Origin of the sequence: Psychromonas sp. (assembly GCF_047632995.1) — a bacterium.
Classification (GTDB): domain Bacteria; phylum Pseudomonadota; class Gammaproteobacteria; order Enterobacterales; family Psychromonadaceae; genus Psychromonas.
In genome coordinates this window covers 1-16,793 of sequence record NZ_JBLIEK010000015.1, presented here as the reverse complement: position 1 = coordinate 16,793, position 16,793 = coordinate 1, and the positions used below count along the sequence as shown (strand labels likewise).

Here is a 16,793-nt window from a genome sequence, read left to right as displayed (position 1 = left end):
GCATACTTAGGAAAATTTTGATGAATAAGGTTTCTGTTTGGATAAGCGCCTTACGTTTACGTACATTACCCCTTGCTGCATCCTCGATCATTTTGGCCGCTGGCCTTGCTCTGCAGGCGCAACTATTTGATCCACTTATTTTTAGCTTAGCGCTTGTTACCGCTTTGTTATTACAAATTTTATCTAATCTTGCTAATGATTATGGTGATGCGATCTCAGGCGCTGATAATGAATCGCGTGTCGGACCTCCGCGTGCAATGCAAACTGGCTTTATTAGTCAGATCTGTATGAAAAAGGCGATTATCCTAACCACTGTGCTCTGTTTTATATCCGGGGTGAGTTTACTGGTGGTGGCTTTAGGCAGTGATTTGCAGAGCTGGTTACTGTTTCTGTTATTTGGCCTGCTTGCGATCAGCGCGGCTATCTCCTATACCATGGGTAAACTCGCTTATGGTTATTATGCCTTGGGCGACCTTGCTGTCTTTATCTTCTTCGGTTTATTAGGTGTCGCAGGAAGCTATTACCTGTACGCGCTGACCTTTAGTTATTGGTTGCTGTTGCCGGCATGCAGTATCGGCATGTTATCCGTCGCGGTTTTAAATATTAATAATATGCGCGATATGTACAGTGATAAAGCCGCAAACAAAACTACGCTGGTGGTTTTATTGGGGCGTAAATCTGCTTTTATCTATCATCTGCTGCTTGTTTTTACAGCGCCTTTATTAGCCTGTTTGTATTTAATCAATAGCGGAAACACACAGATCTGGCAATTTATTTTTTTATTTTCTGTGCTGCCGCTGAGCAAAAGTTGCTGCTCTTTGTATCGGGCTATCCTCGATGATCTTCGTGATGGTGAACTGTTTAATAGAGAATTAAAAAATACTGCCTTAAGTACATTTATTTTTTCTGTGCTGTTTGCCTTGGTACTAATTCCAATCAATTAATGACTTTTTTTTTCAAAAATTGATTGCTTAGTAAACTGAAAATGTACTTTTTCCGTTATTTAGGCTTACTTTTTTAAAATCAAGCTAAATAATGACTAAAAAAGCAACATATTTTCTATTTATTTTTAATTCCGTGTTCTGTTTAACTGCAAAGATTGTATAATGCTGCCGGAATATTGATTCGATTTTTTACTAAAGAGTATACAAAATGAAAGATTTAAGTAAATACAGAAATATTGGTATTTTTGCCCATGTTGATGCGGGTAAAACTACAACAACAGAGCGTATCCTAAAACTTACCGGTACAATCCATAAAACGGGTGAAGTACATGATGGAGAATCTACAACTGACTTCATGGACCAGGAAGCTGAGCGCGGTATTACTATCCAGTCTGCAGCGGTAACTTGTTTCTGGAAAGATCACCGTTTAAACGTTATCGATACTCCTGGACACGTTGACTTTACAGTAGAAGTTTACCGTTCACTTAAAGTTTTGGATGGTGGCATCGGCGTATTCTGTGGTAGTGGTGGTGTTGAGCCGCAATCAGAAACTAACTGGCGTTACGCGAATGACTCACGAGTTGCACGTATTATCTTCGTAAACAAATTAGACCGTATGGGTGCTGATTTTTACCGTGTTGTTAAGCAAACTCAAACTGTACTAGGTGCTAACCCACTAATAATGGTACTGCCAATCGGTATCGAAGACGAGTTCAGTGGTGTTGTTGATCTATTAACACGTAAAGCATATATCTGGGATGACACGGGTCTTCCAGAAAACTACGAAATCACTGATATTCCTGCTGATATGGTTGATTTGGCTGAAGAATACCGTGAAAAACTGATCGAAACTGCTGTTGAGCAAGACGATGATCTAATGGAAGCGTATTTAGAAGAAGGTATTGAGCCTTCTTTGGAAGAAATTAAACTTTGTATCCGTAAAGGTACACGTACCATGGATTTCTTCCCGACTTACTGTGGTAGTGCATTCAAAAACAAAGGTGTGCAAAACATTCTTGACGCTGTTGTTGATTACCTACCGGCTCCAGCTGAAGTTGATCCACAACCGCTTACAGATGAAGAAGGCACGCCAAATGGTGAATTCGCAATCGTTTCGGCAGAGGAATCATTCAAAGCGTTAGCATTCAAAATTACGGATGACCGTTTTGGTTCGCTTACATTCGTACGTATCTACTCTGGTACGTTGAAGAAAGGCGATACAATCCTTAACTCATTCACAGGTAAAACTGAGCGTGTTGGCCGTATGGTTGAGTTGCAGGCAGATGAGCGTAAAGAGCTAACATCAGCACAAGCGGGTGATATCATCGCTATCGTTGGTATGAAGAACAACGTGCAAACAGGTCACACATTATGTGATCCTAAACATCCGATTGTTTTAGAAGCAATGGTCTTCCCTAATCCAGTAATCTCTATCTCTGTAACACCTAAAGATAAAGGTTCAACAGAGAAAATGGGTATTGCTATCGGTAAAATGGTTGCAGAAGATCCAACATTCAAAGTTGAAACTGATATCGATTCAGGTGAAACAATCCTCTCTGGTATGGGTGAGCTTCACTTAGATATCAAAATAGATATCCTTAAGCGTACCTATGGCGTTGATCTAGTCGTTGGTGAACCTCAAGTTGCTTACCGTGAAACAATCACCAAAGAAATTGAAGATTCATACACGCATAAGAAACAATCTGGTGGTTCTGGTCAGTTCGGTAAAATTGATTACCGTATCAAGCCTGGTGAACCAGGTACTGGTTTCGCATTTACCTCTAAAGTTGTTGGTGGTAACGTACCTAAAGAATTCTTCCCTGCGATTGAGAAAGGCTTCAAGGGTATGATGGATACTGGTGTACTTGCCGGCTTCCCAGTACTTGATGTTGAAATCGAACTTTATGATGGTGGTTTCCACGCGGTGGATTCATCTGCTGTAGCATTTGAACTAGCAGCACGTGGTGCATTCCGTCAGTCTATCCCTAAAGCGGGTGCACAACTTCTTGAGCCGATCATGTCTGTAGACGTATTTACACCGGATGATCACGTTGGTGATGTTATCGGTGACCTTAACCGTCGTCGTGGTATGATCGCTGGTCAAGAAGCGGGATCTACTGGTGCTCGTATTAAAGCTGACGTACCACTTTCAGAAATGTTTGGTTACATTGGTTCTTTACGTACAATGACTTCAGGTCGTGGTCAGTTCTCTATGGAGTTCAAACACTACATGCCTTGTCCGAACAACGTAGCTGAAGCTGTTATTGAGAAAGTTAAAGCAGATAAAGCCGCTGCTAAAAAATAATCTATTTTAATTAATAAAATATTTTAATGTATCCCTCGTAATGTAAGTTACGGGGGATTTTTTATTTTTACCTGCAGGACTTTTTGTTTTTTAAACCAGAGCTGGTCTTTTGTTATTTATTCAACAATTTGATTATCACTGGATAAATCGAGCAGTAAAGTGTTTCAGTACTCCCTTTGTAGATTATATTTATTAGTTTTTTTCAGATGTTTTCAATCTCATTTTTAAATCATAATATTAATTGCAAATGATTGACACTCCATAATAAGGTTTATTACGTTATGATTTTCAAGCAAATTACTCTTAAGCAGAAGTTGGCTTTTTCTGCTAGTTTTGCCATTTTAATCGGTGCCATATTAGTGATGGCTATCTCTTTTCAAAGCTCCCTTAAACGATTAGATATTGAATTAAATCAGCGACTTTTAAGTAGTACTAGTTACTATAATCGATATGTAACTGATTGGCTTTCTGCAAAGGGCAGCGGTTTAAAATCACTGCCTGCTAGTGCAGAACGCGATCAGTTAGAAAAACATCTACAGCAGCTTCGTATCGGTGCCGGTTTTGATAATGTGTTTTTGGCCTTTAAAGATGGTAGTCAAAAAAATGCAAATGGCGTCATTTTACCTCCCGGCAATGATGATCCTAGAAAATGGGGATGGTATAAAAATGCCATGGCGAATCCACAAGAGGTCTTTATGGACAATCCAACGATTGCAGCAGCAACGGGAGAGTACGTAGTTTCACTCGGGAAAACCGTTCAAGTTTTAGGCGAAACTGCGATTGTAGGCGCAGATGTGCAGATTGGCGATATTATTGAGCAGTTACAAAGCGCCGTATTGCCGGGAACGAGTTATATGTTTATCGCAACGGCTAAAGGCACTATTTTCGCTCATGCTAATACCGAATTATTAAATAAACCGCTTAGTTCGCTGGATCCTGCCTTGAGTCGAGAACGATCAAATCTATCCGCAGTGGATTATAAATTGCAGACCATGACGGTTGCGAATCAAGAAAGTTATGTCTATGTCGCGCCAATTAAAGGAACTCGTTTACAAACAATTGTGGTCATTAATAAAGAGTCTGTTGTTGCTCCGCTGATAAGCGCGCTTTGGGAGCAATTATTGGCCACTCTGATTATTGTTGCGCTTTGTTTATTGTTCTTTAATTTGTTTTGTAATTATCTGTTTAAACCACTAAAAAAGGTGTCTCGAGCTCTGGAAATTATTGCACAGGGTGGGGGCGATTTAACGCAGCGTATTGAGATTGATAGTAACGATGAAGTAGGGGCGTTAGCTACCCATTTCAATCAGTTTATGGCAAGTTTACAATTGCTTATTCGCGATATTTTCGCTCAGGCTGAGCAACTTAAACATGAGGCTCAAGAGAGCGAACGCCGCGCGAATGAATCGGTTAAAGAGTTAGAATTACAGCAACAAGAGGTTTCTATGGTTGCTACCGCAGTGACAGAGATGTCATCTGCAACACAGGAGATTGCCCAAAATGCAGAGCAAACGGCACAAGCTGCATACTCTTCTGCTGATTATGCTGAAAAGGGACAATCAGAAGTTGAAAAAACGCAAAATTCAATTACTAATTTGGCTGAAGAAATAGGCCAGGCTACCGAAGTTATTAGTGAATTACATCAACACGCTCAAGATATAGATGGCATTTTAGCAACTATTCAAGGTATTGCTGATCAAACTAATTTATTAGCGCTTAATGCGGCTATTGAAGCGGCTAGAGCGGGTGATCAAGGGCGTGGTTTTGCCGTTGTGGCGGATGAGGTACGAGGGTTGGCAAAGCGTACTCATAGCTCAACGGAAGAGATTCAGTCAATGACAGCAATATTGCAAACGAGTACCAATAATGCAGTGGCATTAATGAACAGCAGTTCTTTATTGGCACAAGGAACCGTGGATGATGCACAACAGGCGGCACAATCCTTAGCGAAAATCAAAGAATCGGTACAAGGGATTAGTGATATGGCGACCCAAATTGCTACCGCATCGGAAGAGCAAAATCAGGTGACATCTGAAATAACCAGAAATACCACATCCATTAAAGATGTAACCGATAAATTAACCGAAGATGCTGCATTAGCTAAATTACAATCAAGTGAGTTGAATTTACAAGCTAATGCATTAAATGCGAAGGTTTCAACCTTTCAGGTGTAACTCGGGATAAGCAAAACTAACGGCGCTGTATAATATGGAAGTGTAACAATATAATATTAAAGGATATTACGCTTTCATTATCCCGAGTTGAGATGAATAGGATTGGTATAATAAAAAGCCGAGTGTAAAAACTCGGCTTTTTATTATCAAGGTATAGCTAATTAATAGATTAAGCACCTACTCCATAATAATCAAAGGCTTGACTATTTACCCCTGTATCTTTATTGGTTGCGCCTCTTCTTCTGCATAGCTGGCTTCGCCAACTGTTTCTATGGAGCTGTTTTTTGCTTCTGCGGCATAACAAGCTGCAGCGGTAAATATCACATCCGTAGAACTGTTTAAGGCGGTTTCAGCTGAATCTTGTACGACACCTATAATGAAACCAATAGCGACAACTTGCATTGCGACTTCATTGGGTACACCAAATAAACTACATGCCAGTGGGATTAATAACAATGAACCGCCGGCAACGCCAGAAGCACCACAAGCAGAGACTGCAGCCACAACGCTTAATAAAATGGCCGTGGCAATATCAAACTCAATACCCAGCGTATGGACCGCTGCCAGTGTCAGTACGGTAATAGTAATGGAAGCGCCCGCCATATTGATGGTTGCGCCAAGTGGAATTGAAACCGAGTAAGTGTCTTCGTGAAGATCTAATTTTTCACACAATTCCATATTAACGGGAATATTAGCGGCAGAGCTACGTGTAAAGAAGGCAGTTACACCCGATTCACGTAAACACTGGAATATTAATGGATATGGATTACGTTTGGTTTTCACATAAACAATGACAGGGTTAACGACTAAGGCGATCAAAATCATGCAGCCCAGTAATACCGCTAAGAGATGAGAATAACCGCGCAGTGCGGAAAAGCCGGTTTCTGCAAAGGTGTTTGCTACCAGAGAGAAAATACCGATAGGTGCAAAACGGATCACTAAATGAACTATTTTAGTGACGCCGTTAGAGAGATCATGCACTACATTCTTTGTTGTTTGATTGGCATGCTGTAATGCTAAACCTAAACCCACAGCCCAGGCTAAAATGCCGATAAAGTTACCTTTAATCAGTGCATTAACAGGGTTATCTATAAGTTTAAATAACAAGGTATGCAAAACTTCAAGAATGCCTTCCGGTGGAGTCGCCTGAATATCCGTTGCCTCTAATACCAGCGTCGTTGGGAAAAAAGAGCTGATAATAACAGCGGTAGAAGCTGCTAATAACGTGCCAACCAAATAAAGATTAATAATTGGCTTTAGATTGGTATGAGTGCCTTTTTTCTGATTAGCAATCGACGATGCGACTAAAACAAAAACCAGTATGGGTGCCACGGCTTTTAATGCGCCGACGAACAGATCACCAAGAAAAGAGAGTGAGATCGCGCTGCTTGGTGAAATTGTGGCAATTACGATACCGGCGATAATGCCGATAACAATTTGCATAACGAGGCTGCCGTTTAAAAACCGTTGCAAAAGAGTGGGGGTGGGATTCATATATTAAACCTGTTTTATATTATGGGCTGCGAGAAGATAACGCCGTTAATATCCCGCACGCGTTATAACCAAACCACCTAAAAATGCATTTTTAGGTGGTTTGGTTATACTGTTTTTTTATACCATCATTGGCATTGCGGGGGCATTGTAACTTTTCCTCGAAGAATTTACTTCAAGTTGTATCATAAAAACAGAGATGCGCCTTATAAGAGGATTACTTTCTTTAGGGTTAACTCCATCACATTTAAAAATAGCTAAGTGCATGACATAAGAGACCAAATATTGAAGCAAGGTGATGCTTGCTATATTATGTTTTTATTTAGTAAACCAAAGAGTCGATACATGTCAGCTGCAAATTTTGTTTTACCCTATATAGATCCGATTGCAATTAGTATCGGTCCGCTTGCTATCCGCTGGTACGGTTTAATGTATTTAGTCGGTTTTGCTTTTGCTTTTTGGATGGCAAATCGCCGCTGTGACAGTTCCAATGGACTTTGGACTCGTGAACAAGCCAGCGATCTGCTTTTTTATGGTTTTATGGGGGTTATTTTAGGGGGACGTGCCGGTTACGTTTTCTTTTACCAGTTGCCACTTTTTTTAGACAATCCGCTTTATCTGTTTCGGATATGGGAAGGTGGTATGTCCTTTCATGGCGGAGTACTGGGTGTACTTTGCGCCATTATCTTTTATGCAAAAAAGAATCAACGTTCAATTTTAGCTGTGGGTGATTTTATTGTGCCGCTTTTACCTGTTGGCCTCGGCGCAGGGCGTATCGGTAACTTTATCAACTCCGAGCTGTGGGGACGTGTAACCGATTCGCCATTTGGCATTATCTTCCACAATGCTGGACCGTTACCGCGTCATCCTTCGCAGCTTTATGAGTTTGCGCTGGAAGGTGTCTTACTGTTTATTATTCTTCTGTTGTTTATTCGCAAACCGCGTCCTAGTGGTTCTGTGGCCGGGCTGTTTTTATTATGTTACGGCTTGTTCCGGATTATTGTTGAATTTGCCCGTGAGCCAGATGCACACCTTGGTTTACTCTCCTTTGGGCTGAGTATGGGACAGCTATTATCATTACCAATGGTGTTGGCGGGCGCGGCTTTAATCGCTTTTGCATACTGTTATAATCAGCCTCAAAAAGCGCAAAAGGCTTAAGCAAAATTTATTAGGTGAAAACAGATGAAACAATATTTAGATTTATGCCAGCGTATTATTGAAAAGGGCGTTTGGATTGAAAATGAGCGCACTCAAAAACGCTGCTTAACAGTGATCAATGCCGATCTTGAATATGATGTTAAAAACAACAAATTTCCGATGATCACCACCCGTAAAAGCTTTTGGAAATCTGCGATTGCAGAGTTGCTCGGTTATATTCGCGGTTATAACAATGCTGCTGATTTTCGAGCGTTGGGCACAAAAACATGGGATGCAAATTCCAATCTTAATGGCGCATGGTTAAATAATAGCCATCGCAAAGGTGAAGATGATATGGGGCGTGTTTACGGTGTACAAGCCCGCGCTTGGGCAAAACCGGATGGCGGCTCTATTGATCAACTGAAAAAAGTAGTTGAGGATCTAAAGGATGGCATTGATGATCGGGGTGAAATCATCACCTTTTATAACCCCGGTGAATTCCATATGGGCTGTTTGCGTCCCTGCATGCACACTCATACTTTTTCATTAATCGGTGACACTTTGCACCTGACCAGCTATCAGCGTTCATGTGATGTCCCATTGGGGCTGAATTTCAACCAGGTGCAGGTGTTTACTTTATTAGCCTTGATGGCGCAAATTACCGGTAAAAAAGCGGGCACCGCGTACCATAAAATAGTCAACGCGCATATTTATGAAGACCAGTTTGATCTGATGCGAGATGTGCAGTTAAAGCGCAAACCCTTTGCTTCTCCGCAACTGATCATCAATCCGAAAATCCAGTCGCTTGAAGATTTAGAAACCTGGGTAACTATAGATGATTTTGAAGTAAGTGATTACCAACATCATGATCCCATCAAATACCCGTTTTCAGTTTAAGAGAATGCTCAGTTGTTAAAAACAGAAACGTAATAAACACAAGAGAAAAAGTAGCGATATTTTATCGCTACTTTTAATGTGAAATTTTGTCTGAAGAGAGAATCTGTGTGAGTTGCTTGCCCAAGAAATTCGTCACCTGCTCTCCTTTTACCACGTAAATCATTCAAGGATCAGAGCCTTTTTTAGTAGTACGAGATCGGCATAAATCAACTGCAACTTTCATTTTAGAACGGGTAGATGCATATACATTGAAGCTTTTTTAACCCCATAGATAGACAACGATTCGATACTTTGTACTGATGCTGCTGCTGTCTATTTTTCATTTTGCAAAAAAGCGGGATTAAACATAACGTTATTTATAGCAAAGGCGCTAGAGCAAGAGGTGCTTTTCATATTCAAAATATTAATGCATTTGATAGCAGTTTAAAGAAATGGATGAGTCGATTTCATGGTGTCGCCATAAAATATGACTAAAAAAACTTAAAGCATGGCGATTTAAATTAAGTCACAATGTCATTCACAGAAACTGGCTACAAAAAGGAAATATTACTATGTCCAATGCCGACACCCTTGTCATTTTAGATTTTGAAACGACAGGGTTATCGCCTGATATGGGAGATCGCGCCATTGAAATCGGGGCGGTACTGATTGAAAACGGAAAAGTAACAGATCGTTTTCAAGAACTTATGAACCCAGGACAACGTATTAGTGGTTTTATCGAGGACTTTACTGGCATTAGCAATGCAATGCTCAAAGATGCACCGCCATGTGCAGAGGTGATGCAACGATTTGCTCACTTTATCGGTGATTATAACCTTGTTGCGCATAATGCATCCTTTGATAAACGCTTTCTGGATGCGGAATTAAAACGAATATCGCGGAACTACGCGGGTCAATTTGCATGTTCAATGCTTTTGGCGCGAAGAATTTTTCAACATGCACCTAATCATAAGTTGGGCACCTTGGTTGAGTATGTAAACATACCTACTGATGGGGTTTTTCATCGTGCTTTATATGATTCAGAAATGACTGCTAAAGTCTGGTTGGCAATGCTTGAGCAAATTCAAGAAAATCACAATATACAAACAATCCCCTTTGAACTTGTTCAAAAGTTAACCAAGACTCCCGCAAAATCCGTTCAGCGATTACTCTCTAGTTGGAGTTAATATAGCACTTCATTACACTCGTGTTCCCCAATGCGACGGCAAAGTGTCACCTATGAACTTGGCTGTACATCGCTTTAAAGCGCCAGTTGATAAGATGATTAGATCCATTCCGCGAAGAAGTGATCGCCAGCATGGAAAAAACACCGAACAGAGTGCAACGTTAAAAAGTAATTCTAACATTAACCGAAAAGCTTAAAGAGTGTGTACGTACCTTTTATGGCGGGGTAGGTTGTTATTAACATTTTTATAACTTAACAAGGGACCTATTGGCCCTTTTATTTTCTTTGTGCTGATGATCCTATATACTTTGCGCAAATATTTATAGATTTCAATAAAACGATTTCAATCAAGCGAGTTGTCGCTGAAACAAGGGGTTACTATTGTGCTAGAAGCTTATCGTAAACATGTCACTGAACGTGCGCAGCAAGGTATCGTTCCACAGCCATTAAATGCAGAGCAGACTGCTGCATTAGTTGAATTATTAAAAAATCCACCACAAGGTGAAGAAGCCTTCCTTATCGATCTCTTAGAAAACCGAATTCCCCCTGGTGTTGATGAAGCCGCTTATGTTAAAGCGGGATTTTTAGCCGCAATTACAACGGGAGAGATAACTTCTCCAATTGTTGCACCTGAGCGTGCCGTTAAGTTATTAGGCTCTATGCAGGGCGGTTATAATATTGATCCTTTAATCGAGCAACTTGATAATGCTGCGCTTGCGCCATTAGCCGTAACGGCTCTTTCTCGTACGTTATTAATGTTTGACGCATTTTATGATGTTGAAGCCAAAGCGAAAGCGGGTAATGCTTTTGCGCAAGAAGTTATTCAGTCATGGGCGCAGGCACAATGGTTCTTGGATAAACCTGTTGTTGCTGAAAAAATCACTATGACAGTATTTAAAGTGACGGGTGAGACAAATACAGATGATCTCTCTCCTGCACCGGATGCTTGGTCTCGCCCTGATATCCCGCTACACGCTTTAGCTATGTTTAAACTTTCTCGTGAAGGTATTGATCCTGATGAGGAGGGGGTTGTTGGTCCGATTAAACAGATTGCGACGCTAAAAGAAAAGGGCCACCAGTTAGTTTACGTGGGTGATGTCGTGGGTACGGGATCGTCTCGTAAATCGGCAACTAACTCTGTGCTCTGGTTTATGGGAGATGATATCCCCTTTGTCCCCAATAAACGCGCCGGTGGTGTTTGTATTGGTAATAAAATAGCGCCAATTTTCTTTAATACCATGGAAGATTCTGGTGCATTGCCAATCGAAATGGATGTCAGCGCATTAAATATGGGCGATGTGATTGATATCTATCCGTATCAAGGTGTTGTAAAAAACAATGCCACAGGCGAACTGATTTCTGAATTTACATTAAAAACAAATATTCTCCTCGATGAAGTACGCGCGGGTGGCCGTATTCCACTTATTATAGGTCGCGGGTTAACAGAGCGTGCGCGTAAATCGTTAGGATTAGAAACCTCAACAGTATTCCAATTGCCGGTAGAAGTAGAGGCCTCAACTAAAGGTTATACGCTTGCGCAAAAAATGGTTGGCAAAGCATGTGGCACTGAAGGCGTTCGTGCCGGTCAATACTGTGAGCCTAAAATGACCACAGTTGGTTCTCAAGATACAACGGGGCCCATGACACGTGATGAGTTGAAAGATCTTGCATGTTTGGGCTTTTCGGCTGATTTAGTGATGCAGTCTTTCTGCCACACTGGCGCATATCCAAAACCAATAGATGTAATAACACATCATACATTACCTGATTTTATAATGAATCGCGGTGGTGTTTCACTTCGTCCTGGTGACGGTATTATTCACTCCTGGTTAAATCGTATGTTAATACCAGACACGGTTGGCACGGGTGGTGATTCTCATACACGTTTTCCAATCGGTATCTCTTTCCCTGCAGGATCGGGGTTAGTTGCCTTTGCAGCCGCGACCGGTGTTATGCCACTGGATATGCCTGAATCAGTATTAGTACGTTTTAAAGGTGAGTTGCAAGCGGGTATTACACTGCGTGATTTAGTTAATGCTATTCCACATCAAGCAATCAAAGATGGTCATCTAACGGTTGAAAAAGCGGGTAAGATAAATGTTTTTTCTGGCCGTGTACTTGAAATTGAAGGGCTTCCAACACTTAAAGTTGAGCAGGCATTTGAGTTGTCAGATGCGTCTGCAGAGCGCAGTGCAGCAGGTTGTTCAATCAAGCTTGATAAAGAGCCTATCATTGAATACTTAAACTCTAATATTGTGATGCTTAAGTGGATGATTGCAGAAGGTTACGGGGATGTACGTACAATCACCCGCCGTATTGAAGAGATGGAAGCTTGGCTGGCGAATCCGGAGTTAATGGAAGCAGATAAAGATGCCGAATATGCAGCTATTATTGAAATTGATTTAAATGAGGTGAAAGAGCCGATCGTCGCATGTCCAAATGATCCTGATGATGTCAAACTGTTATCAGATGTTGCGGGAACAAAAATTGATGAAGTGTTTATCGGCTCATGTATGACAAATATTGGTCACTTCCGCGCCGCGGGTAAGCTGCTGAATAATTATAAAGGTCAACTACCGACCCGTTTGTGGATTTCACCTCCGACTAAAATGGATGCTGCTCAACTTTCTGATGAGGGTTACTACAGTATTTTTGGTCGTGTCGGGGCGCGTACAGAAATGCCGGGCTGTTCATTATGTATGGGCAATCAAGCTCGTGTTGGCGATAATACAACGGTTGTTTCCACTTCAACCCGTAATTTCCCTAACCGCTTAGGTAATGGTGCAAATGTATACTTAAGCTCTGCCGAGTTGGCTGCCGTTACTGCGATTGAAGGTAAATTACCAACTGTTGCACAATATATGGAATATGCTAAATCGTTAGATGCAGTTGCTGCAGACACATACCGTTACCTGAACTTTGATCAAATCAAAAATTACACGGATAAAGCCGATACCGTTATCTCTGTTAAAGAGGTGTAAAACAGCACTAAAAAGATCAGTTTTGTGTCTTTATAAAAACCCCGTTCTTCTTTGAGAATGGGGTTTTTTTATGTAAGTTATTGATCTTTACTGTTCCTTAGTGAAAATATGTGACAAAAAAATGAATGAGTTGGAATTAACTTGTTTTTTCACGTAAATTTGATAAAGTACATACAAATGATAAAAAAAAGAGGCTGTTTAGCAGCCCGATAAATGATTAATAGCTATGTTATTAATTTATTATAAATCCAATAAAATAAATGGGTGCTACTATGTTAGAAAAAAGTTTAGTCGTGGGTGAATACCACATAGACACAAGTCAAAATAGTTTAATTCACGGAAACCGTAAGGTTTACTTGGGTCCTTTACGTACATCACTACTGCATTTTTTATGTAAAAATGTAAATACAGTGGTGACGCGTGATGATCTTGCACAACATGTATGGGGTCGCTTAGTGACAGACCATACTATCAATCAACATATCTCCCAGCTTCGTAAGAGCATCGGTACTTTGAGTCTACACGGATTAAATATCTCTACTATTCCTAAGCGCGGCTATATTGCGCGTATGGAAGGTGTTGGTATTTCAACTGAAAATCAACAGTCTCCTTTTACACAAGGTGAAAGTGCAGTTAACGCAATCAATAACATGAAAGTATTAGTTGTTGAGGTGCAGGCTGCTGAACGCATTCAATTAATAGAGCAATTGGAAAGCCTAGACGTTGCTTATGTTGAAGGCGTATCAACCACCATTGAAGCTGAACGTTCTGTTGCCCTGCAAGATTTTGATCTGGTTATTGTTGATTCTCTAATTGCAGAAGACGCTGGAATTAAGTTAATCAAACGTATCCGTACAGGTCAAACTTCAGCAGCAGCTGATATCGCTATTTTAAGCACACACTTTGATGTTCAACGTGAACTGTTAGGTCTAAACAGCTTATTAGATGTTCAAGGTCTATTATTAAAACCATTTGAAACAAGCCGTTTGAAACAGATGTTAATGGTTGCCAGTAAATCAAATGTAGTTTTAAAACCACAAGCAGCATATGAGCTTGTGCCAACAGATGTACTGGATGTATTAGAGCAAGCAAAAGCAATTAACGAATAAGAGATAATTAATCTTATTAAAAAGGTGCTAGTGGAAACGCTAGCGCTTTTTTTTTGCCTCCATATTTATTTTTTCACCTATCTGATTAACTATTTCCCACTCAACCGGTGCTCAATAGACTAAAATCCGTTGAATTTCTTATACCTTTATCTTCCTGAAATTTCGAAAATAACCTACCTGACTTATCCCTTAATTATTTTTTATTATTATTAAAATAGTTATAAAAAATAAAGGCTTACAATGGAACTGGCATGCTGACTAATGATGCAACTAATTGATTTAGATTCATTTACCACTGATTTAATAATAAAGAGATTGATATGGACGATTAATGTTTGCTAAAATCCTTTCTCAATTCGCTAGAGACATGTGATTCTGATGGGAAATAATGTAGTAATTCTTGGCACTCAATGGGGTGACGAAGGCAAAGGTAAGGTTGTAGACCTACTTACAGACAAGGCGCAGTGGGTTGTTCGCTATCAAGGTGGACACAATGCGGGTCACACACTTGTAATTGATGGAGAGAAAACAGTTCTTCATCTTATTCCGTCAGGCATTCTGCGTGATAACGTAAAATGCGTTATCGGAAACGGAGTGGTTTTATCACCAGAAGCTTTATTAGAAGAGCTTAAGATGCTTGAAGATCGTGGCGTACCGGCCAGAGAGCGTCTTTCTATCAGTGAAGGCTGTCCGTTAATTCTTCCCTACCATGTTGCACTTGATCTTGCGCGAGAAAAAGCACGCGGCAATAAAGCAATCGGTACAACAGGTCGTGGCATTGGTCCTGCGTATGAAGACAAGGTGGCTCGTCGTGGTTTACGTGTTGATGATCTATTCAATATGGACACCTTTGCTGCAAAACTGAAAGAAGTGATTGAATACCATAACTTCCAGCTAGTTAACTACTATAAAGTTGAAGCAGTTAACTTTGATGAAGTGCTAAAACAGGTAACAGAAGTTGCAGACCTGCTGATCGGTATGGTTATTGATGTTACTGACGAACTCGATAAAGCACGTTTACGTGGTGAAAACATTTTATTCGAAGGTGCACAAGGCACACTGCTTGATATTGACCACGGTACATATCCCTATGTTACCTCTTCAAACACAACAGCAGGCGGCGTAGCTACAGGCAGTGGTTTTGGTCCGGCACATATTGATTACGTGTTAGGTATCGTTAAAGCATACACTACCCGTGTTGGCTCTGGTCCTTTCCCAACAGAATTATACGACGGTATCGATAAATTAGATCCAGCGGGTAAACATCTTGGTACTGTCGGTCACGAATTTGGTGCAACGACGGGGCGTTTACGCCGTACCGGTTGGTTTGATGCCGTCGCTATTAAACGTGCGGTACAGTTAAATAGTATTACCGGTTTTTGCTTAACTAAACTAGATGTTTTAGATGGTTTAGAAGAGATTAAAATTTGTACTGCTTACAAAATGCCGGGTGGTAAAATAGTCGATGTTCCACCAATGTCAGCCGATGGTTATGAGCAAGCGACACCTGTTTATGAAAGCATGGCTGGCTGGAGTGATAGTTCATTTGGAGTGACCTCATTTGACGCACTACCAGAAAATGCCAAGGCATATATTAGACGCTTAGAAGAAGTGACGGGTATACCCATGGATATTATCTCAACGGGTCCGGATCGCAATGAAACTATAATTCAGGTGAATCCATTTAACTGATCCTTAGTTTAATTTCATCGTCCAATAAAAACCGTAGCACTGCAAAGTGATACGGTTTTTTTGATCTCTACGATTGAAACGACTGGCTTAATGCACTTTTATGCTTACTTTGGATTATTGTAAAACAGAAAATATCGGCCCATTTTAAAACTAGGCAACTCAATCATAAAAGTGGCTATAAACTTACGGATTTCAGTTGTTGGCGCAACGGAGTTGTTAGCGTTTATTTTTTCTAATCCATTTAGTATTAACAAGTTATTACTCTGCAGGCAATGCCTCTGCAAACTGGGCGTGCGCCACGTAAAAAATAGATATAAATCAATATATTACTAACTTACCATGCAGAACCTATATTGTGACGCCATCCTTTCCTAGTAATACGGGCATTCTTATTTTGTGATTCCACCCTCAAAATGGGAGCACTCCCATTTTTATAATGCGCAGTTTGCGCTATGCTCAACCCTCAATGGGAACGGTTCCATTATGTTATGTTAATTCTCACAACGAAAGGGATAATGAAATGAGTAAAATTGATCAGAAACAAGTTGAACGCTTAGTCGAGCTTATCGGGGGAAAAGGCAATATAGCCAGTGTTAGCCATTGTTTAACACGTTTGCGTTTTGCCTTAGGTGATCCTGAACTGGCCAACGTGAAAGAGATTGAAAAGATTACAATGGTAAAAGGGGCGTTTACCACTGCAGGGCAGTTTCAGATCGTGATTGGCACTGAAGTTGATGAAGTATATAAAATATTAACCAAGATAACCGGTGGCGGGGACGATAAAGAAGCGACCAAAGCAGCGGCACGGCAGAATATGAATCTGCTTGAGCGCGGTATTTCACATATGGCTGAAATTTTTGTGCCGCTTCTCCCGGCTATTATTACCGGTGGTTTGATT

General features: G+C 40.7%; 11 protein-coding genes and 1 pseudogene. 11 read left to right on the top strand and 1 reads right to left on the bottom strand.

Going from position 1 to position 16,793, the window contains the following annotated elements; all coding sequences use genetic code 11:
* The first annotated feature begins 20 nt into the window (after positions 1-20).
* From menA to ACJAT7_RS04530, 3 genes are all read left to right on the top strand, one after another.
* Positions 21-944, top strand: a complete 924-nt coding sequence (gene menA / locus ACJAT7_RS04540) for a 1,4-dihydroxy-2-naphthoate octaprenyltransferase (RefSeq protein ID WP_415225612.1) — start codon at positions 21-23, stop codon at positions 942-944.
* Between the two features lie 208 nt (positions 945-1,152).
* A complete protein-coding gene (fusA, locus tag ACJAT7_RS04535) occupies positions 1,153-3,249 on the top strand; it encodes an elongation factor G (RefSeq protein ID WP_415225611.1) in 2,097 nt (698 codons plus the stop codon).
* 281 nt (positions 3,250-3,530) lie between these two features.
* Positions 3,531-5,423 carry a methyl-accepting chemotaxis protein gene (locus ACJAT7_RS04530; RefSeq protein WP_415225610.1) on the top strand — a complete coding sequence of 631 codons (1,893 nt, stop codon included), beginning with the start codon at positions 3,531-3,533 and terminating at the stop codon, positions 5,421-5,423.
* Between the two features lie 207 nt (positions 5,424-5,630).
* Here ACJAT7_RS04530 and sstT read toward each other — a convergent pair whose 3' ends face one another.
* Positions 5,631-6,917 (bottom strand): serine/threonine transporter SstT, encoded by a 1,287-nt coding sequence (gene sstT, locus ACJAT7_RS04525; RefSeq protein WP_415225609.1) that lies wholly within the window; start codon positions 6,915-6,917, stop codon positions 5,631-5,633.
* Between the two features lie 342 nt (positions 6,918-7,259).
* Between sstT and lgt the strand changes: the two genes are divergently transcribed.
* From lgt to ACJAT7_RS04485, 8 genes and pseudogenes are all read left to right on the top strand, one after another.
* Positions 7,260-8,072, top strand: coding sequence for a prolipoprotein diacylglyceryl transferase (gene lgt, locus ACJAT7_RS04520; protein ID WP_415225608.1), 813 nt, complete (start codon positions 7,260-7,262; stop codon positions 8,070-8,072).
* A gap of 24 nt (positions 8,073-8,096) precedes the next feature.
* Positions 8,097-8,948 carry a thymidylate synthase gene (locus ACJAT7_RS04515; RefSeq protein ID WP_415225607.1) on the top strand — a complete coding sequence of 284 codons (852 nt, stop codon included), beginning with the start codon at positions 8,097-8,099 and terminating at the stop codon, positions 8,946-8,948.
* A gap of 176 nt (positions 8,949-9,124) precedes the next feature.
* Positions 9,125-9,416 (top strand): annotated as a pseudogene (locus ACJAT7_RS04510) (IS1595 family transposase); the annotation flags it as partial.
* 83 nt (positions 9,417-9,499) lie between these two features.
* Positions 9,500-10,114 carry a PolC-type DNA polymerase III gene (locus ACJAT7_RS04505; RefSeq protein ID WP_415225606.1) on the top strand — a complete coding sequence of 205 codons (615 nt, stop codon included), beginning with the start codon at positions 9,500-9,502 and terminating at the stop codon, positions 10,112-10,114.
* A 382-nt stretch (positions 10,115-10,496) separates the two neighbouring features.
* Entirely contained in the window at positions 10,497-13,094 is a 2,598-nt protein-coding gene (gene acnB, locus ACJAT7_RS04500; protein WP_415225605.1) for a bifunctional aconitate hydratase 2/2-methylisocitrate dehydratase, read from the top strand.
* A 272-nt stretch (positions 13,095-13,366) separates the two neighbouring features.
* Positions 13,367-14,203 (top strand): winged helix-turn-helix domain-containing protein, encoded by an 837-nt coding sequence (locus ACJAT7_RS04495; RefSeq protein ID WP_415225604.1) that lies wholly within the window; start codon positions 13,367-13,369, stop codon positions 14,201-14,203.
* 378 nt (positions 14,204-14,581) lie between these two features.
* Complete coding sequence (locus ACJAT7_RS04490) at positions 14,582-15,895, top strand: adenylosuccinate synthase (RefSeq protein WP_415225603.1); 1,314 nt, start codon at positions 14,582-14,584, stop codon at positions 15,893-15,895.
* A gap of 520 nt (positions 15,896-16,415) precedes the next feature.
* Positions 16,416-16,793 (top strand): glucose PTS transporter subunit EIIB (locus tag ACJAT7_RS04485; RefSeq protein WP_415225602.1); only part of this gene is annotated, 378 nt, incomplete at its 3' end.